The 19046-nt window shown below is 45.0% G+C and carries 17 protein-coding genes and 2 tRNA genes; 12 read left to right on the top strand and 7 right to left on the bottom strand.

The window, feature by feature from the left end:
• The first annotated feature begins 38 nt into the window (after positions 1-38).
• From H591_RS15645 to H591_RS0100785, 3 genes are read left to right on the top strand one after another with little or no spacing between them, the layout of a single operon-like run.
• On the top strand, positions 39-743 hold the full coding sequence (locus H591_RS15645; protein ID WP_022965038.1) for a class I SAM-dependent methyltransferase: 705 nt from the start codon (positions 39-41) through the stop codon (positions 741-743).
• Positions 740-1876, top strand: coding sequence for a glycosyltransferase (locus H591_RS0100790; RefSeq protein WP_022965037.1), 1137 nt, complete (start codon positions 740-742; stop codon positions 1874-1876). The genes H591_RS15645 and H591_RS0100790 overlap by 4 nt, the downstream gene beginning before the upstream one ends.
• Positions 1869-2789, top strand: a complete 921-nt coding sequence (locus H591_RS0100785; RefSeq protein WP_022965036.1) for a lysylphosphatidylglycerol synthase domain-containing protein — start codon at positions 1869-1871, stop codon at positions 2787-2789. Before H591_RS0100790 ends, H591_RS0100785 begins: the two co-directional genes overlap by 8 nt.
• 7 nt (positions 2790-2796) lie before the next feature.
• Here the strand turns inward: H591_RS0100785 and H591_RS14550 are convergent, their stop codons facing one another.
• The 6 genes from H591_RS14550 to H591_RS16210 form a co-directional block, all read right to left on the bottom strand.
• On the bottom strand, positions 2797-3309 hold the full coding sequence (locus H591_RS14550; RefSeq protein WP_022965035.1) for an acyltransferase: 513 nt from the start codon (positions 3307-3309) through the stop codon (positions 2797-2799).
• Between the two features lie 16 nt (positions 3310-3325).
• Entirely contained in the window at positions 3326-4483 is a 1158-nt protein-coding gene (locus H591_RS0100775) for a DegT/DnrJ/EryC1/StrS family aminotransferase (RefSeq protein ID WP_022965034.1), read from the bottom strand.
• Between the two features lie 130 nt (positions 4484-4613).
• A complete protein-coding gene (locus tag H591_RS0100770) occupies positions 4614-5465 on the bottom strand; it encodes a glycosyltransferase family 2 protein (RefSeq protein WP_022965033.1) in 852 nt (283 codons plus the stop codon).
• Positions 5466-5666: 201 nt separating this feature from the next.
• The gene (locus H591_RS16215; protein ID WP_033420948.1) at positions 5667-6023 is read right to left on the bottom strand and encodes a pilin; all 357 of its coding nucleotides are present in this window, start codon (positions 6021-6023) and stop codon (positions 5667-5669) included.
• Positions 6024-6105: 82 nt separating this feature from the next.
• The gene (locus tag H591_RS0100760) at positions 6106-7911 is read right to left on the bottom strand and encodes a hypothetical protein (protein ID WP_022965031.1); all 1806 of its coding nucleotides are present in this window, start codon (positions 7909-7911) and stop codon (positions 6106-6108) included.
• Positions 7912-8055: 144 nt separating this feature from the next.
• Complete coding sequence (locus H591_RS16210; RefSeq protein WP_022965030.1) at positions 8056-8409, bottom strand: prepilin-type N-terminal cleavage/methylation domain-containing protein; 354 nt, start codon at positions 8407-8409, stop codon at positions 8056-8058.
• A gap of 400 nt (positions 8410-8809) precedes the next feature.
• On the opposite strand from H591_RS16210, the gene pilB reads away from it, so the two are divergent.
• The 7 genes from pilB to H591_RS0100720 all read left to right on the top strand — a co-directional run bounded on the left by pilB (position 8810) and on the right by H591_RS0100720 (position 14325).
• A complete protein-coding gene (gene pilB, locus H591_RS0100750; protein ID WP_022965029.1) occupies positions 8810-10504 on the top strand; it encodes a type IV-A pilus assembly ATPase PilB in 1695 nt (564 codons plus the stop codon).
• Between the two features lie 3 nt (positions 10505-10507).
• Positions 10508-11725: a type II secretion system F family protein gene (locus tag H591_RS0100745; RefSeq protein WP_022965028.1), complete on the top strand. Its 1218-nt coding sequence runs from the start codon at positions 10508-10510 to the stop codon at positions 11723-11725.
• A 136-nt stretch (positions 11726-11861) separates the two neighbouring features.
• Positions 11862-12731 (top strand): prepilin peptidase, encoded by an 870-nt coding sequence (locus tag H591_RS0100740; protein ID WP_022965027.1) that lies wholly within the window; start codon positions 11862-11864, stop codon positions 12729-12731.
• 224 nt (positions 12732-12955) lie between these two features.
• Positions 12956-13411 (top strand): methyltransferase family protein, encoded by a 456-nt coding sequence (locus H591_RS0100735; protein WP_022965026.1) that lies wholly within the window; start codon positions 12956-12958, stop codon positions 13409-13411.
• Positions 13412-13585: 174 nt separating this feature from the next.
• Positions 13586-13954: a translation initiation factor Sui1 gene (locus tag H591_RS0100730; RefSeq protein WP_022965025.1), complete on the top strand. Its 369-nt coding sequence runs from the start codon at positions 13586-13588 to the stop codon at positions 13952-13954.
• Between the two features lie 200 nt (positions 13955-14154).
• Positions 14155-14230: transfer RNA gene (locus H591_RS0100725), tRNA-Val, on the top strand.
• Positions 14231-14248: 18 nt separating this feature from the next.
• Positions 14249-14325, top strand: a tRNA-Asp gene (locus H591_RS0100720).
• A 126-nt stretch (positions 14326-14451) separates the two neighbouring features.
• On the opposite strand, the gene H591_RS0100715 is transcribed toward H591_RS0100720, so the two are convergent.
• Positions 14452-14736 (bottom strand): hexameric tyrosine-coordinated heme protein, encoded by a 285-nt coding sequence (locus H591_RS0100715; protein ID WP_022965024.1) that lies wholly within the window; start codon positions 14734-14736, stop codon positions 14452-14454.
• 289 nt (positions 14737-15025) lie between these two features.
• Between H591_RS0100715 and H591_RS0100710 the strand changes: the two genes are divergently transcribed.
• Positions 15026-17482 (top strand): insulinase family protein, encoded by a 2457-nt coding sequence (locus tag H591_RS0100710; protein WP_022965023.1) that lies wholly within the window; start codon positions 15026-15028, stop codon positions 17480-17482.
• 385 nt (positions 17483-17867) lie between these two features.
• A complete protein-coding gene (locus tag H591_RS0100705; protein WP_408605525.1) occupies positions 17868-19016 on the top strand; it encodes a porin in 1149 nt (382 codons plus the stop codon).
• Positions 19017-19046 lie beyond the last annotated feature (30 nt).

The raw sequence follows: 19046 nt of genomic DNA, 5'->3' as shown, positions 1-19046 counted from the left end.
AAATTATGGTCACTCCTTATTAAAAGAGCTTACTAGCTATGTTCTCAGTAAAAAAAATAGCGCAATTATTCAAGCGGCTTCCTATACATCCACAATGGTTACTTGGGCAGAAAAGAGTACCAGACGGTATAGAAAGTATTAACGGCTTAGTTTTGGATATTGGGGCGGCTGATCGCTGGATTGAGAAGCATCTGTCGAATAGTACGCATTACATTGCTTTGGATTATCCTGCAACTGGTCACGAGTTGTATGGAGCTAAACCCAGTGTGTTTGCCGATGCAGCTAACCTTCCGTTTGCTAGCAATATATTTGATGGGGTGATCTGCTTGGAAGTGATTGAACATGTTCCCGATCCGCATCGGGTAATGGCTGAAATATCACGAGTGTTAAAGAGAGAGGGACATGCATGGATTAGCATGCCTTTTTTGTATCCGCTGCATGATGCACCTTTTGATTTTCAAAGATTTACCGAATTTGGTTTAACGCGCGCCGCACAAGTTGCAGGCTTGGAAATTATAAAATTTCAAAGAGCTGAACACGCCATACGTACGGCTGGGCTTTTACTCTGTCTTGCAATTGCTGGAGGGGCTTATACTGCTAAGGGCTGGCGTAAATATGTACTCTTGCCGTTTGCACTATTGATCGTATCTGTTATTAACATGAGCGCCTGGCTATTTAGCTTGATATGGCCAGACTGGCAGCACATGACGCATGGGCATATTATACAAGTGAGAAAAATATGAACCTGCTAGTTCTTACCTTGATTACAACTTCTTTTCCTATACGTGGTGATGGTAGTGAGGCCGCTGGTTCTTTTGTGGCTGATTTGGTAGATGAACTTGCGAAGCATATCTGTGTGCGAGTAGTTGCACCTGGTTCAGTGGCAGGCCAAGAAACATGGGGCGATAATGTTAAGGTTGTACGCTATGCAGCCCCATGCAAGCCTCTTTCTACTCTCAAGCCTTGGCGCCTTGGTGATTTGCGCGATATTGTGCAAGTGATGCGTGGAGGCATGCAAGCTACTCGCATAGCAGCGCAAGGCAGTCAGCATATTTTGGCGCTCTGGGCCTTGCCGAGTGGAGCTTGGGCGAAGCGGGCAGCTAAAGAACTCGGCATTTCTTATTCCGTTTGGATGCTGGGTAGTGATGTCTGGAGTTTAGGGCGTATACCTGTGCTACGTGGCATGTTGGCTCGCGTAATACAGCAAGCAAAAAATGCCTATGCTGACGGATATTTGCTTGCTGCTGATGCTAAAAATATTTCTGGTAGAAGTATTGGTTTTTTACCGAGTACTCGCCGTATCGGCTTGAAGAATTCGCCTGTGCCAAGAGATTGTGCTCCTTATCGTCTTTTGTTTTTAGGCCGCTGGCACCCAAATAAAGGGATCGATTTATTGCTGGATGCGTTAGCGCAACTCAGCCAGGCAGATTGGCAGCGTATTGAGGTTGTTGAAATTCAAGGTGGTGGACCTATGCAAAGCTTGGTTGAAGAGCAGGTAAAAGCTTTGCAAGCACAAGGTCTGCCTGTGCTGCTAGGTCGCTATTTGAATAAAAACGAAGCTGAGGCTGCTATTGCTAGGGCAGACTGGGTATTAATTCCATCACGCATTGAGAGCATTCCTGTGGTTTTCTCAGATGCAATGAAGCTCGGTCGTCCAGTGGTGGCGATGCCAGTAGGTGACTTGCCTGTATTGGTTGAAAATAAATCAGGTATTCTCGTGAGTGGGGTCAGTGCCGCTGCATATTGTCAGGCGCTGCAACAAGCTATACATGGCTCACCAGAAGTATTTAAATTAGGAATCGCTGCATGCGCTAGAGAGTTTCAACTTGATTTATTAGCTAAGAAAATAGTGCAAGAGATCGTTTCACATGAGTGAAAACGCAAAGAGTGAACGCTGGCGTTGGCTGAGATTCCCGCTTGCCATTGGTGCGCTCGCTTGGACTGTTTGGTTGCTTTGGGATTCTATCCCGTTAGTTCTCGAAAGCTTACCCAAATTACATTGGGGGTGGCTTGGCTTCACGCTTGTAGGCAACTTGATTGCAGGCTATCTAGTGTTTGAAGCTTTTCGTGCACTTTTTGAAAAAATACAGCCTTGTACTTACCCTCGTTTTCACTTAGCACACCTGTATTTTACTGGTCAGCTGATGAAGCATTTACCAGGCCGTATTTGGGGTATTGCTTATCAAGCAGCTATGGGTAATCGTGCCAGCATGGTTGAATGGGTCAGCGTAACTTCAGTATTTATGGTTTTATCCACTGGTTTTGCTGTATGGGTAGCGGCTAGCGTTCTTGGCTTTATGTTTGGTTTCTTATGGGGGATGTTTGCTGTCATTGCAGGTGCAGCAATATATCTATTTTTATGGCAAGAAAAACCATTAAGTTATGTGTTACTTGTGTTGAATAAATTGCCGCTTTTAAAACGCTTAACTAGTGCACTAGTGTCTTTTATTGCAGTTGATGCAAAATTCAAAGCCAATGTTGGCTTTTGGTACATTATTAGCTGGGTTGTTTATTTTATGGCATGGATGGGGTATGGGATGGCTTGGCCAAGCTTGACTCCGATAGATGCTGTCTGGTTATGTGCAATATATACTGTCGCTTGGTTTGTTGGCTATATTAGCTTAGTTACCCCTTCAGGAGCTGGAGTTCGCGAGCTTATATTTGTACTGCTAGCACAAAACTTTCCTCCGGATGCGGTGGCAGGAATGGCGGTATTAGGTCGACTGACATTAATGCTAGTAGATGTGATTTTTTTCTCTTTATTTTATTTTTTTAAACCTAGTAGGTGATAAGAGATTACTTGTGCATTGAAATAATTTTAGCAGGCACGCCTGCTAAAATGGAGTTTTCAGGAAAGTTTTTGTTAACTACTGCACCAGCTGCAACGATTGTGCAGTCAGCAATTTTTATACCATCAAGAATTGTTACATTTGCACCAATCCAACAGTTTTCTCCTATCTCTACACCATAAGAATGGGGGGGGTATTTTTGGGCAAGTATAGAGTTATGTGCGCTTCCAGGGTCTGCATGTGTCAAGATAAGAACACTTGGTGATAGGGTGCTACCTTTACCTATTTTTAAAGTGCCTTTTAAATCAAGCCGACAGCCTGTTCCAATATGTACATCATCCTTAATATGTAAGTTGCTAAAGCCTTCGTTCAAATTAAATAAATTAATCTCGTATATTCTTACATTATTGCCAATAGATGCACCGGTAAAGCTAAGGACTTTAGAGCGAAGGCGTGGATTAATCGACCAGCGTAAAAGTTTTTCTATAATTAAGTAATATCCAAATCTTAAGTTCGACATAATTGTGTACGTATTCCTAATGCTTTATATTTTGATATACAGAATAAATTATATTTTTGACATCTTGTGCATTTAGTTTTGCCGACAACGGCAAACTTACTGTCTGCCGACCAACTTTCATAGCATTTGGATAGTTCTCCGATTTCCAGCCAAAGCGTTGCTGGTAATAAGAGTGTTCCGGTATTGATAAGTAATGAACCCCTGTACCAATACGCTGCTCGTTCATTGCATTCAAGAAATCATCGCGTGCGATTCCACACTTTTCTTCGTCTATCATGATGGTAAATAAGTGATAGGCATGGCGCGTATTGTCTGCAGGTAATGCAGGTAAACCTATTGGTAGGTTAGCAAATGCATTCATGTACTGTTGCCAGATCTCTTGTCTGCGCTGCCAATTAGTCTCTACGCGCGCAAGTTGATGAATACCCAAAGCCGCCTGCAAGTCCATCATGTTGTATTTAAATCCTGCTTCTACAACTTGATAATGTTTATAGCCTTTGTCGCCAAAACGGTTCCATGCGTCTTTGCTCATGCCATGTAAAGCTAGCACCTTGGCGCGTGCTATGAGTGCTTCATTGCGCCCTATAATCATGCCGCCTTCGCCGGTTACGACATTTTTCGTTGCATAAAAACTAAAGCAGCCAAAGTCACCAAAAGTACCGGCTTTTTTGCCATGGTAAGTTGTTTCGATGGCGTGGGCGCAGTCTTCAATTACTACTAGATTATGTTTTTTAGCGATGGACATGATGCTGTCCATCTCGCATGGCCGCCCGGCAAAATGTACTGGAAGTATGGCGCGGGTGCGAGGTGTGATAGCCGCCTCAATCGCAGCAGGGTCGATGTTTTGTGTAACAGGGTCAACATCTGCTAATACAGGTGTTAGGCCTGCATGAATGATTGCGTTCACCGTGGCGCAGAAAGTTAGTGGCGTTGTAATAACTTCGCTACCAGGCTCGATATTGGCCGCCACCATGGAGACATGTAGAGCTGCAGTGCATGAGTTAACTGCTGCTACTTGTTTATCACTGATGCTCTGATAGGCTGCAAAATCTTTTTCAAATTGTGCTACTCGTGGCCCAGTCCCTAGCCAACCCGAACGCATGCAGGCCTCAACTTCAGCAATTTCTTCTTCGCCGATGGCAGGAGAACCGAACACAAGAAAGTCTTCACTCATGGTAATTTTATCCTGTAAGGTGCATGGCAAGCTTTTCTAGCCTGGAGTACGTACACGGGGTGGCTCAAAGGTACAGCTTGATGTTGGTTCTAAAATATTAAGTTAAAATTGAGCGGTATATAACTCACAGTCAATCGCTATCTTTATACATCAACGCCGTTATCTGTTCTGAAATCAAGCCCATCAAAAATATCATCACGCTACCGGTATAGAGCAGCGCGCTCATGTTGGTAAAGCGACCTGCATCAACATAGGTATAGCCGTACCATAATGTTGCAGCTGCAAATAGGCTGGCGGCGATAGGGCCAAAGAGTTTTAGTGGTGAGTACAGGGTGCCGATTTTGAAGATGATCAGCAGAAAACGCATACCGTCTTTAACGAGTTTAATGTGGCTTTTTCCAATACGTTGTGCCGCATGGATAGGTTCGTACGCAACCGAGTAACCCGCGCGAAAAAATGCCATGGTGCTGGTTGTTGGGTAGGAAAAACCATTAGGTAACAAATACAGAAACTGCTTAAATTTCTCGGCACGTACAGCTCTAAAACCGGAGGTTAAATCTTCGATTTTATGACCGCTCATATAGCTTGCTAGCCAGTTATAAAATTTATTGGCTATGCCTCGGCCTACACTTGCTTGCGAACCTCTTTGGCGCGCACCCACCACCATGTCGTGGCCTTCTTCTAAGCGCGCCAATAAGCGTGGAATATCAGCGGGGTCGTGCTGGCCGTCGGCATCCATAAATACAATAATGTCACCATTCGCTGCACGCGCACCTGTTTTGATCGCAGCGCCGTTGCCTTTGGAGTAAGGATGAGTAACCACGCATGCGCCTGCGGCCTCAGCAACTGCGGCGGTGTTATCCGTGGAGCCGTCGTTGACGACAATGATTTCTGCTTCAGGCAGTAACGCGATAATACCAGTCACGGTCGCGCCAATTGCTGCGGATTCATTTTTAGCAGGTAGAACAATCGAAATAATCATGCAGCGTATTACTCATCTATTATGTACGTTCAGATTAAATGTGGACTAATCTTGATGACGGGATACTTAGTCAACTCAGCGTGCAAGGGTTACTCTAAATAACTTGGATGCTGAAAATGGATCTAATGAGTATAGAGTATTAATCGGTACTTATTAGATCCATTTTTAGGAGAGGTTGATCATCAGAGAGTAACTAATCAATTACGGAACTAACGTACAATTAGAGTTACCTGCGTTGCACTGGGTGTTTTTTTGTAGCGCAGTGTTACCCCTAGCTCTAGATGAAAAAGTTACGTTGTTATTGTTCCGATATTGGCTGATTGTTGGCGCGCTCCCGCTTTCGCAAGCAAAGGCAGCATAAGGTGGAGGAGTTGTATTATCAGCAAAGTTAGCAACTGCAGAATTCATGTAAAATTTAGCCTCTGCAAGGCAGGCAGAGTTTGCAGAGCGTTGCATATAGTCACGGTAGGCCGGTAAAGCTATAGCAGCGAGAATCCCAATAATGGCGACTACAATCATTAACTCTATGAGTGTAAAGCCTTTTTCTATTCTTTTCATAACTCCGCCCATGCTAGAAGATTGTTTGTAAGTTATTTGTTTTTATATCTAGCAGGAAATGTGCCAATATTGCTAGAAGCTCCTAGTTATGAACCTTTTGTAAGATATCAACCCAGTCATCGTGACCTGCATTAGACAGGTCTTTTATGAGTTGTTGCATAATTGGGTCGTCTTTTGGATAAAGCTGAATAGCTTTCTTAAAAAAAGGTAAAGCTTTGTTTTGCTGGTTGGTTTTATAAATAAACACACCAGCTTGCATATAATCCCTTCCTGTCATGCTATATCGTTCTGCAAGAATTTCTAGGGCTTCTACAATACGAGCTTCCTCAAAAATGTAGCCGCGCGCCACGTTATCTATTAGTAATATTGCTGATACTTTGCTAACACTGTCGTTAGGTGCTTCGCGTAAGTCTTGATAATAACGTTGCCAGTCTTGGCTGTTGACTGTGCCCATGATTGATTTGTAAATTAGAATGTTGCCAGTTAGAGATGGTGAGCTAATATATGTCCGTGCTTCTTCTGTTACTTCGGTTGCTTTACCCAAGTGTCGAGTGTCTTTGGTGATGTTGTAGCGACGGAAGTAAACTGTGGCGTATTGGTTCCATGCGCGAATGGAGTTTGGCGAAAGCTCAGTCATTTTTTTGCCGTGGCGCGTACCATCGCCCCAAGTGTAAGTATGTGTTAATGTGCCAGCGGCTAATAGTAAAGCCACGCTGCCAAGTGTAGCTATGGCCGCGTTGCGTCCGAGTTGTAGGCGTTGCCAGGCAGCCACTGAGAGATCGCCTAGTGCCAGTACTGCACCAATTAAGGGTAAGTGGTTGCGATGCTCAAATACGAGTTCGAGTGCAATGATATTGCTTGTAATGAAATGCCCTGCAAAAAACAGTAGTACGCCACAGGCAAATAGAGGTCGCTTTACTCGAAAAACCCATGCGCAGCTGAAGAGTGCGCCAAGCAAGAGGATTGCCGGTAGGGTGTTTAAAGGCTGCCAGAGGCTGCGTGATACGTGATAATGGTCATAAATGAACGGCATGTGGTTAGGCAGTGGCCAGAGAATCTGACCGATATACATAACTAATACCCGTCCTTGAGTTAATAAGCGCTCTGTGCTTGAAAAATCGCGCCCAGGATAAGTATCCCAAGACCAATAATGGGGCACTACAAGTAAAAAATATACCAGTACTGTAGCAAGCACGAAAAGGCTATAGCTTTGGCGTAGACCTTTGGCTACGACAGCTTGGCCGGCCTTGAAGCGCAGTATGGTTAACTCCAGAATTAGAGTGTAAAGAGGTAGGAGTATGGCGTCTTCTTTACACGTTAGCGCTAAGGCCCAGCATACAATAAGCAGAATGCCCTGCAGTCGCCCTCGGCCACCGCTTATTTGTGCTTGCCGCATGGCTAGATATGCCCACAGTGCCAGCACTATAAACAGAGTGACCATGGTTTGCATGCGCTGCACGATATACAGTACTGAAGACACTTGTAGCGGGTGAATCGCCCAGATGAACGCGAGTGCTAAAGCGCCCCATGCGGCGCGCTGCTCGGTCAAGTCTGCAAGTAATAATAAGCGACGGAAGAAGAAAATTAGAATAAAAGTAGTTAGAGCATGAATTAGTAAATTGGTTGCTTTGAACGTGCTCGGATCCATATTCCCCGCGCGTAAGTGATCTAGTGCGAAGCTAAGCATGGGCAGTGCGCGCGAGCCATTACCGTCATGAAAGCTTAGTGCTGCATAAATCAATTGTTCAATGTCAAACTTATGTACATAAAGAAGGTGATTTTGCAGGATGTTGACGGAGTCATCAAGCACAAAATCACCAGGCAAGCCAAGGAGAAAAAGACTGGATGCCAGCATTGTCACGAATAGGGCGGCAAAATTAAATCGCATGAGTAAACTCAAAATTGATACTGACGAGACGGTTTCATGTTTTAGATATGATTGCGTTACTAGTAAGTAGAGCAGGGTGTTTGCTAGTAAACAAAAAAGCACCTTCAGGTGCTTTTTTGTAAGACTAAGTAAATAGCTTGAATCTTATGGCGCTAGAGCGCAGCTGCCAGTGCCAGCTTGGCAGATAGTGCTTTTCTGTACAGTAGCAGTGCCGCGAGATTTTGGGACGAAAGTTAAGGCTGTGTTGCCTTGGTATGCTGCGATGGTCATAAGAGCCCCCGACTGGCATGCAGATGCAGCAAAAGCTGTTGGTGTCTCACCGTTAGCTGCGCTAGCTACGCCAGCACCCACATAAGCTTTCGCCTCGCCTAAGCAAGCGCTGTTTGCTGCTTTTTGCATGTAGTCGCGATACGCTGGTAGGGCAATCGCAGCCAGAATACCGATGATCGCAACAACGATCATTAATTCAATAAGGGTAAAACCTTTTTGTGCTTTCATGTTGAAGCTCCGTTGTTTTTTATAGAAAGGTCTTGTGACCTGTGATAGATAATGCAAAGGGTGTGCCAAGTTTTAGTTTTGCTTGTTTTCTTTGCGTTTGCAGGGTCGTGGGGAGGATTTTTTCTATATGCGGGCTTGTATCGGGAATAAATTCCCTCCTACAGAAGCGGGTGTACAAATGGTGGTCCATAAGAGTACTCATACAGCTTGTGTGATGCCTGGGCTTGTCAGAGTGTGACGTTTTTTGTCAGTGTGTGTCGTGTTGTGCTTTTATAGAGTTCTAAATTACGGTTTATAACAAACAACTGGATAAAAATGCGTACAGGGTTTGGCAGGGTAGGGTGTTCTAGGCTATAAGTAGCAGCATTATGCCAATAACAATGCGCGCAGGACAAAATGCATGAACAGTAGTGTGAATTTAATCGGCTTGGCTCGACAGGTGGTTGAGGCAGGCTTGCTTGAAGAGCAGAAAGCGCAAGATGCCGTACAACAAGCCAAACGTAACCAAACGCCCCTAGTCACTTGGTTGGTGCAAAATAAATTAGTTAAAAGCCGAGCTTTAATGGAGTTGGCTTCTGATCAGTTCGGCGTTGCCTATTTTGATTTGTCGGCGATTAATCCAGAAGTCTTCCCGAAAGATTTGGTCAGTGAAAAACTAGCACGTCAGCACCGAGCGTTGCCGGTTTTTAAACGTGCTAATAAACTCTATGTCGCCATCTCAGACCCGGGTAATCATCAAGCTGTTACTGATATTCAATTCAGCTCAGGGCTCACTGTAGAGCCTTTATTGGTTGAGGATGAAAAGCTTGGCAGCGCCATCGACAAATTATACGAGTCGGCTACTGGCGGCTTAGACGGTATGGATGATGCTGAGCTGGACGGGCTTGATCTAGAAAGCACCGAAGCTAAAGGGCCAGCGCAGACCGAAGATGCCGATGAAACACCAGTTGTGCGCTTTGTTCATAAAATGTTGTTGGACGCGATAAAAGGCGGTTCATCGGATTTACACTTCGAGCCTTATGAGAAAACCTATCGTGTGCGTTTTCGTACCGATGGCGTATTGCATGAAGTGGCAAGGCCTCCAATTCAATTGCGTGACCGGATTTCAGCGCGTTTAAAAGTGATGGCCAGTATGGACATTTCTGAGCGTCGCAAGCCGCAAGATGGTCGAATTAAGTTGAAAATCTCCGCCACTAAATCCATCGACTTCCGTGTTAATACTTTGCCTACTTTATGGGGCGAGAAAATCGTTATGCGAATTCTCGATTCTAGTAGTGCAAAAATGGGGATTGATGCGCTTGGTTATGAAGAAGACCAGAAACAGTTATATCTCGATGCATTGAAACAACCGCAAGGGATGATCTTGGTGACTGGGCCAACCGGTTCGGGTAAAACCGTTTCCTTGTATACCGGTTTGAATATTCTTAATACTGTCGATGTGAATATCTCTACGGCGGAAGATCCTGTAGAAATTAACCTCGAAGGAATTAACCAGGTTAACGTCAACCCTAAACAGGGTATGGACTTTACCACGGCGCTCCGCGCTTTCTTACGCCAAGACCCTGACGTGATCATGGTGGGTGAGATTCGAGATTTAGAAACTGCTGAGATTGCCATTAAAGCCGCGCAAACAGGACACATGGTGATGTCGACGCTGCACACTAACAGTGCTGCAGAAACGCTGACTCGTTTACGTAATATGGGGGTGGCGGCGTTTAACTTAGCAACTTCAGTGAACTTGATTATTGCTCAGCGTTTGGCTCGCAAGCTCTGTGCGTGTAAGCAAGAAATAAAAGTACCAAATGAAGCGCTACTCAAAGAAGGCTTTACTCCTGAGCAAGTCGGAACCTTTAAGGTGTATGGGCCGAAAGGTTGCGATAATTGCAATGGTGGTTATAAAGGTCGTGTCGGAATATATGAAGTGGTTAAAAGCACGCCTGCTCTACAAAGGATTATCATGGAGGACGGCAATTCCATAGATATTGATACACAGATGCGTAAAGACGGCTTTAATAGCCTTCGGCAGTCAGGATTGCTCAAAGTTATTCAAGGCGTGACCAGTCTCGCAGAAGTTAACCGTGTAACTAAGGATTAAACCATGGCGGCGAAATCAGCAAAAACCAATATGTATAAGTGGGAAGGCAAAAGCCGTCAGGGCGCAGCGATGTCTGGTCAGATGGCTGGCAAAGATGCAGCCTTAGTGAAAGCGCAATTGCGTAAGCAGGGTATCAACCCAACTAAAGTGCGTAAGCAGGGCATACAGTTATTTGGCGCTGGTAAAAAAATCAAGCCAATGGATATTGCGATTTTTACCCGACAAATGGCGACTATGATGAAAGCTGGTGTGCCTTTATTACAGTCTTTTGACATCATTGCAGAAGGGGTTGATAACCCGAATCTGCGTAAGCTAGTTGATACAGTTAAGCAGGATGTGGCGAGTGGCAATAGCTTTGCTGTCTCTTTGCGTAAACATCCACAATATTTCGATGATCTGTATTGCAACCTAGTTGAATCGGGTGAACAGTCGGGCGCATTGGAAAGTTTGCTTGATCGTGTTGCGAGCTATAAAGAAAAAACCGAGGCTCTAAAGGCCAAAATCAAAAAAGCAATGAATTATCCTATTGCTGTTATTGCTATTGCTGTCATCGTATCTGCTATTTTACTTATTAAAGTGGTACCACAGTTCCAAGAGGTTTTTGCTAGCTTTGGAGCTGAGTTGCCAGCGTTCACTATGTTTGTTATTGGTATTTCTGAGTTTTTACAAAGTGATGGCTGGATTGTTTTAGTGGTGGCTATCGCAGTTGCTTTTATCTTTAAGCGAGTGCATCGTTCGTCAGAAAAGTTTCGTGACAGTATTGATCGAATGTTGCTAAAAGCACCGGTTGTTGGCGATATTATTTATAAATCATCAGTGGCTCGTTTTGGTCGTACTTTGGCGACTACCTTTGCTGCTGGCGTACCTTTGGTTGATGCGCTTGACTCGGTTGCAGGGGCAACCGGTAATGTCGTGTTTAAAAATGCAGTGATGAAAGTCAAGTCCGATGTCTCTAGTGGTATGCAATTGAACTTCTCTATGAGGTCGACTGGCGTATTTCCTTCTATGGCCTTGCAGATGACGGCTATTGGTGAGGAGTCAGGATCCTTGGATGAGATGCTGGATAAGGTTGCAACTCACTATGAGTCGGAGGTAGACAACGCGGTTGATGGTCTCACCGCGCTGATGGAACCACTTATTATGTCGGTACTAGGGGTGTTAATTGGTGGTTTGATTATTGCCATGTATCTGCCTATTTTCCAATTGGGTTCTATTGTGTAATTTGTTGTGTAGTGAAATTAAAACGGGGCAGCCAAAAACTGCCCCGTTGTTGTTTTCTGTAGGAACTGGCCAGCTCTTACAGATGGCTCGCTCATACGGGCGCGGATTGAGTTTTTAACTTTTAAACGGTATGTGTATGGATATTTTTAATTTTTGGACAAATAACATTGCCGTATTTACGGTGTGTGTTGGCTTTGTTGGTTTGTTGATTGGTAGTTTTTTAAATGTGGTGGTTTACCGTTTGCCGAAGATGCTGATGCGTGACTGGCGTATGCAAGCGCGTGAAGTATTGGAAATACCTGAGCAGCCTGATTCCGGGACTTTTAATCTGATTCTGCCTAATTCCAGTTGCCCGCATTGTGATCATGAAATTAAGCCTTGGGAAAATATTCCGCTGGTTAGTTGGTTATTTTTGCGTGGTAAATGCTCAAATTGTAAAGAAGCTATTAGCATTCGTTATCCGCTGGTTGAATTGGCTTGTGGTCTTTTTTCTGCGGTAATTGCTTGGCAGTTTGGGGTGAGTTGGGAAGCTTTGGCAATGCTGGTGCTGACCTGGGGTTTGCTATCAATGAGTTTGATTGATGCTGACCATCAAATTCTTCCAGATGTTTTAGTGCTGCCATTACTATGGCTGGGTTTGATCCTTAATAGCTTTGGCTTATTCACCAGCTTGTCCGATGCCTTATGGGGTGCAGTGATTGGCTATATGAGTTTATGGTCGATTTTTTGGCTGTTTAAATTGATCACTGGTAAAGAGGGCATGGGCTACGGTGACTTTAAGCTCTTAGCATTGATTGGCGCATGGGGCGGCTGGCAAGTTTTGCCGTTAACGATTTTATTGTCTTCAGTGCTGGGTGCTGTGATTGGCATAGTCATCTTGCGTTTACAACGTAATGGTTACAGTAACCCAATACCTTTTGGCCCGTACTTAGCCGCAGCTGGGTGGGTTGCATTGATTTGGGGTGAGCAAATTACCAGCAGTTATTTGCAGATTGCCGGGTTTTAAAGTTTTGGTGGGGCAAGGCTTTTGTAGGTCGTTCATTTGTGAGCGACCACAGCCAACGCGCAAGATGCATTGTCGATCTTGAAAGGTCGGCCTACAAAAGTAATCTACAATTTAGCGTCTATGCCATTTTTTGACGCATAAAAATTTCTATTTATACAAATGCAGACTATCGACCGAAGCGGTAGACTGTCGCGCATACATTGCCCTTTTTGAAGGTGTGCCCGATGCGTAAGGCTTTTTATATTATTCCACCGCCAGTGCTGTATGCGGCTTTTCTATTGTTGGCGTGGGGGCTCAGTTATCTATGGCCGTTGCCGTTGACGAGCAATCCCTGGACTTTGTTTTTTGGCTGGGGCGCGATTGATGCTGGCATGGTGTTAATGCTGTGGACAGCATGGCTGATGCTCTGGCGCAAAACCACGCTCAACCCTTATGGCAAGCCGCAGCAGTTACTCACCGAAGGACCGTTCCGTGCCACGCGCAATCCTATCTATGTTGCGGATACCTTGTTGTATATCGGGATTGCGCTGTTAATGGCGGATGTTTGGCCGTGGTTGTTTTTGCCCGTGGTTATAGTGGCGATGACGGTTGGTGTGATTCGACACGAAGAGAGTATGTTGGTTGAGCATTTTGGCGATGATTACCGTCGGTATATGAGCAAGGTTCGTCGCTGGTTGTAGGTTGTTCGCTGGAGGGTTGGCTGCATTGCAGTTCAGCAGAATGCTGTTGTAGATATGGCCAACTCGGGGAGCGCTAAGTTTTCTTCTGCACATAATTGCTCTGTTGAGTCCTGCTTGAAAATAAGTCTCTGTGCTGAAAGCTTGCGTTTTTATAGTTTATGAGGATTGTGCTCCGTGAAAAATGCATCATCTTTTTCTGCGTTAAGTGGTTTGGTCTACTCCACCGACAGCGGCCGTCATTGTCCAGATTGTGAAAAACCACAGGCTGAGTGTGTGTGTGCTGCTGGGCCAGTCAATAGTGGTGATGGAATCGCGCGCGTACGACGTGAAAGCAAAGGGCGTGGTGGCAAAACGGTCACCACGATTCAAGGTTTATGCCTGACTCTGGACGAGCTTAAGACTCTAACCGCAGCATTAAAAAAACGCTGCGGCTGTGGTGGTGCGTTAAAAGACGGCGTGATTGAGATCCAAGGTGAGCATGTTGAACTGCTGCTTGAAGAGTTACGCAAACGCGGTTTTACCGCAAAAAAATCCGGCGGGTGATTTCAGCATCGAGTTCGTATTGAGAATAAACTCTTCCGCAAACGCTTTATTAAATCTGGTTTTAGCTATTATTGATTTGTAATCACGCGTCAATCTGAACAATAAATATTCAAACAACCCAAGTTACTTTGCGAATAGATGCTGTTGTGCTTGCCAAGAGCCGTTGCGGTGTCTAATATACGCACCACTTCGAGAGACAAGGGTGATTAGCTCAGCTGGGAGAGCATCTGCCTTACAAGCAGAGGGTCGGCGGTTCGATCCCGTCATCACCCACCACTTGTCCTTAAAGTATGCGCAGTGGTAGTTCAGTTGGTTAGAATACCGGCCTGTCACGCCGGGGGTCGCGGGTTCGAGTCCCGTCCACTGCGCCATCTTACGAAAACCCGTTAAGTTTATGCTTAACGGGTTTTTTCGTTTCTGGGTGATAAAAATCCACTTTGCTGGTGCTGATGTGAGCTTAGTCGTTCGAGTAAGGCCGCTTTTAAATCGAGTCAGATTTATTTCTTCCAGTAGTTATTCGCTGCTGCGACTGTTTGATAGTTTGTTGCCACTACTTGCGCTGCTGCTATTAATCCATCGGCATCTTTTTCGTACTTGGCTCGAACTTCAGTGCGTTTCTCGGCTGATGGTTGCGTGTGTTTAACAGCCATTCGCGACATTTTTATCGCAAGCTCATAGCCTTCTTGTGGTGTTTTTGTTTCAAGGCTGGTGAGCCATTGCTCAGCGAAAGCCGCTGGGCTAATAAGAACGGTCAGGCATAACGCGGTTATTGTCTTGTTCATAGATTACTCACTATTTATCTTTGTTAGAGGTGTGTACTTCATTTTTTGAACTACAGTGGCAGTGTGTCGAGTTAGAGTTGGCGTTTTGAATGCTACTTTGGTGTTTTTTTAATTTTTTTAGAGTTAATGCTTAGGTTTTGTGTGCGAGTTAGGCGCACTAAAGTACGTTTTGTTTATAGCTAGCATTGCTAAATAATGGCAATTGAGTCAGATCTAGCTGTTCTAAAGAACTATTGCGTTATGAGTCGAGTCTGTGGATTGTGTGATTCATTCACGCGAGAGGCCGTATATGCAGGATACCCATTCACCGACTGCGCAACTATTAGAAATAGAGCTAGCCGATGGCTGCCAACTCCAGGTATTAGAAGCTGTTGATGCGCAGCAGTGCGCTTTAGCTCTTAGTCTAGCCTCGGGCAGTCATGATGAGCCGGCTGCGCATTTAGGTATGGCGCATTTTTTGGAACATTTGGTGTTTCGAGGTAGTAGTAATTATGCGCTAGATGATGGGTTAATGGCATTTGTGCAGCGCAGTGGTGGGCATGTCAATGCGCAAACTCAAGCCCGTGAAACGCTTTTTCACTTTCAAGCTAAGCCATCATTATTCGTTGATGCGCTTAAGCGTTTAGTGGATATGCTGGTTTCGCCGCGCTTAGAGGATGCAATGCTGGTAACAGAGAGAGAGGTACTTAACGAAGAGTTTCATTTGTATTGTCGAGCACCGCAAATCTTAATGGATGCGGCGCTGGGTTTCTGTTTGCTTGGTGAACACCCTTTGCAGCGTTTTTATGCCGGTAATCGCCAGACGCTGTCTATAGAAAATGCTGATTTTGCTGCATCATTGAGAGCCTTTCATCAGATGGCTTATTTGCGCAGTAAACTAAAAGTTGTACTGGTTATCCCCGATGGTTGGGGTGGCTGGCAAGATCAGGTGCTCGCTGTGTTGCAGCCATTAATCTGTCAGCCACGCTACGAGCAATCTCAGACGTTGCCACGCTTAGCTGTGCCTGCAGATTGTGAGATTAAGCTTGAGTTGCCTATTACCGAGCCGTTTTTTGTCTTGCATATCCCTATTAATAGCTGTGCCGAAGGTTTGCAAGAGCTAGCAGAGAAGATGCAGCACGCTTTGGTGTTGCGTTTTGCACAAAGCTTTCTCGACTATGCTCAGAAGTGGCACTGGTGTTCTGCAATTGCAGTGCGTGCCCCTTACATTGCTCAAGGGCAGGGTGTGCTGACTCTGGAGTTTAAAAGGCTGCCTGCTGAGCTTGATGGGTTCTTGCCTGCTTTTCGTCAATGGCTTGAACAGTGGCGCGAACAATTACGTTCCCCTGAACAACAGGCTTATGAGCTACAGGCGCAATTGCGTCGCTGGTCACGCGCAGACTCTTTGCGCAAAGCCCAGCAAATCTTAACTGGCTGCTGGCCATTGCAAGGCGTTACAGCTGAATGTTTAGCTGCATTAGACAGAGTGATTGAAGCTGTTCACAGTGATGCGTTTGTGCAGGTTCATGCAGGCCCAGAGCAAGTCTTTGGTGTGTATGATGCAGGCTTACCGCTTAATGTAGAGCGCGTGGGTCAGGGCTCTAGGGGCGTTATTAGCCCTGCTACGGTGGTTGGCACTCCATTTTTTGTTGGTTTAACTGTGCCAGCGGCAAGCAATTGCGAGCAGCACACAGCACGGGGTTGTACTGAGTACGCTCTCGCGCAGTATCACCCGCTTGGTTTTCCCAAGGATATCGCGGTGTGCTACTGGGGATGGGCAGTGCATGATCCAAAAGGCATAGAACAAAGCTTGCAGGCTCGACTGGCATCCTTAGTCGAGCAATTTAGCTACCACGCGGTGCATTGGCAGGTGGGGGTTTTGCCAGGTCATGTGTTTCTTCGCATCACAGGTCCTGCAGATTACTTAGCCGTGGCGATCAGTCAGATTTTAACTGAACTTGAGCAGCCGCTAGTTGATGTACCCTTTGTAGCGAGTAGTCCTTTTGCTTTGCGTCGGCTCCTGCAGCGTTTACCTGGCTTGCTTGTCAATACAGATAACCCGAGTGCTACTACTGAAATTGCATTGCCAAGTCAACCGCAGGCAGCTTTATGGTTGGGTGATGCAAACAGTGCAATGCAATTGAGTCCCTTTTATCTAAAACGATTAAAAAATCTCTCTGTTGTGAAAGATGCCCAGCTTTTAGCGGCTGGGTGGCATCAAGTCAGTGCGTGCGCTACTGATGATTCTTTACTCATTGTTCACATACCATTACCTGCTATTGGCATGCTTGAGCAAGATCGAATGCGAGTTATTAATAAGGTATTTGCGCAGCATTTCCAAAGTGTTTTGCAGCGTCGTTTACGTGATGAGCTTGGCTTGTGCTATGCCGTTTTTGTGATGCCGCATGTGCAAGTTGAGCGAGAGGGTTTAGTCTGTGCAGTGCAATCCAGTAAAGTTGAAGCGCATCTTTTATTAAAGGAAATCAGTCAATGCTTGATGAGCTTTCTTCAAGGGCAACGAGAGTGCTTGCCGGCAACGCATGCGGATATTTTACTCCAAATCAGCCAGCTTGAGCAGGGCGCGCAGCATGTTGAACATTTGAGTCACAGGTTGTTTCGGCGCTGGAGTGAACAGCGCTTAGAAAAAGACGCAAAAGAAGAGGATACAACTGCACAGTTGCTAACTTTTGCTGATATTGAAAAATATTATGATGCTATACAGGATGAAAAAAGCTGGTTTATATTAAGTAATCAATTCGCGTCTTAATTAATTTTTTTAAATTTAACCCACAACAATCATTTTAATGATTGTTGTGGGTTTTTTGTTTGCATTGGAATAATTTTATTTGTGCGGGATTGCATGCTTCTGTTGGATTGCTTCTTAAGTCGATTTATTAAACTTCAGCCTGCTGTAGTGATGCTTTGAGTATTATTAAATTTCTAGTTTTTGTACATCTTTAGGATGTCTACTATGGGTTCTGATTATTGATATTTAAGGTGTGTGTTAGTAAGTATTGTTGACTTCGCACTAAAGCGGCGTATGAGTCAGGTGCATAGCTTCTAATAATCGACACTGAAGCGACTGATAGGTCAGTTGTTCCATTTCTGTGGAGAAGACTATGTATAACAACAAAACTGCCAAACATATTTTTATGCCTTTAGCCCTTGCTGGCGCTATTGCAGCAGCAAGCAGTCCTGCTTTAGCTGAAATCGTTCTTTATGATAAAGACGACACTACTTTTTCAACCGATGGTTATGTCAACGCGTTTTATGTGAACAGTGATGTTGATCGGGCTGGTGATCAGTTTGACCGTCGTCAGTCGCGCATTAAAATGGGTTTTTTACCCAACTATATTGGTTTCAATATGGGTAAAAAAATCGATGGATTGCAGTTAGGGGCTCGTGCTTCGTTTTGGGTCACCATTAATGACAGTGATGATAACGGTACAGGGACCGATATCGATGTGCGTCAGTTTTACGGTACCGCTGCTGGTGAGTGGGGTGAAGTGCTGATCGGTAAGGATTTTGGATTATTTGCGCGCTCTAATATTCTACTCGATGAGTTGCTAGCGGGTTATGGTCAAGTCAGCGACACCTTAGGCTTAGTCGATGGTGGCGGTGTTTCTTTCGGTAATATCGGCAGTGGTTATCCATATCCATTCCCAACCTCACAGATCACTTATCGTTCGCCTGTTATGAGTGGTGTGCGTGTTGCCGTTGGTGTGATGGATCCAGTGGATACGAACGATAACAGTGCAATGGGTAAGGCTTATCAGAAAAATCCACGTTTTGAGTCTGAAGTGACCTATCAGTTTGATGTGGCCGGCGCAGAAATTTACTCATGGATCAACGGTGGCTATCAAACTTCTGAAAATACTGACAGCACAGTGAAAGATGTCACCTCTAAAGGTTTAGGCTACGGCGTACAAGCGAAGATGGGTAACTTTACCGTCAGCGGTTCAGGTTTTACCGCGAAAGGTATTAATCCTTTCTTTACCAATAACGCTGGCAACGCAACCTTGCGTGATATCGACAGTAAAGGCTATTTAGCGCAGGGCTCCTACCGCTTTGGTAAAAACCGTTTGGCATTAAGTTATGGCAAAACCAAAGATGATGGTAACGGTGCTGTGGCAACCGGTGCGGATTATGAAACACGTGGTATTGCCTTGTTCCGTGATATCAATGACAACTTAAAGTTAGTTGCTGAATACAATCAGTTTGAAATTGATGGCCATAAAGGCAATAGCTTAGTCAATGAAGACACCAATACCTTTGCGGTTGGTGCGGTTTTGACTTGGTAATAATGCAGCTATGAGTCCAAGCCAGAAGTG

It is taken from the genome of Denitrificimonas caeni DSM 24390, from assembly GCF_000421765.1.
GTDB classification, from domain to species: domain Bacteria; phylum Pseudomonadota; class Gammaproteobacteria; order Pseudomonadales; family Pseudomonadaceae; genus Denitrificimonas; species Denitrificimonas caeni.
This window is presented reverse-complemented; position numbering and strand designations above follow the sequence as displayed.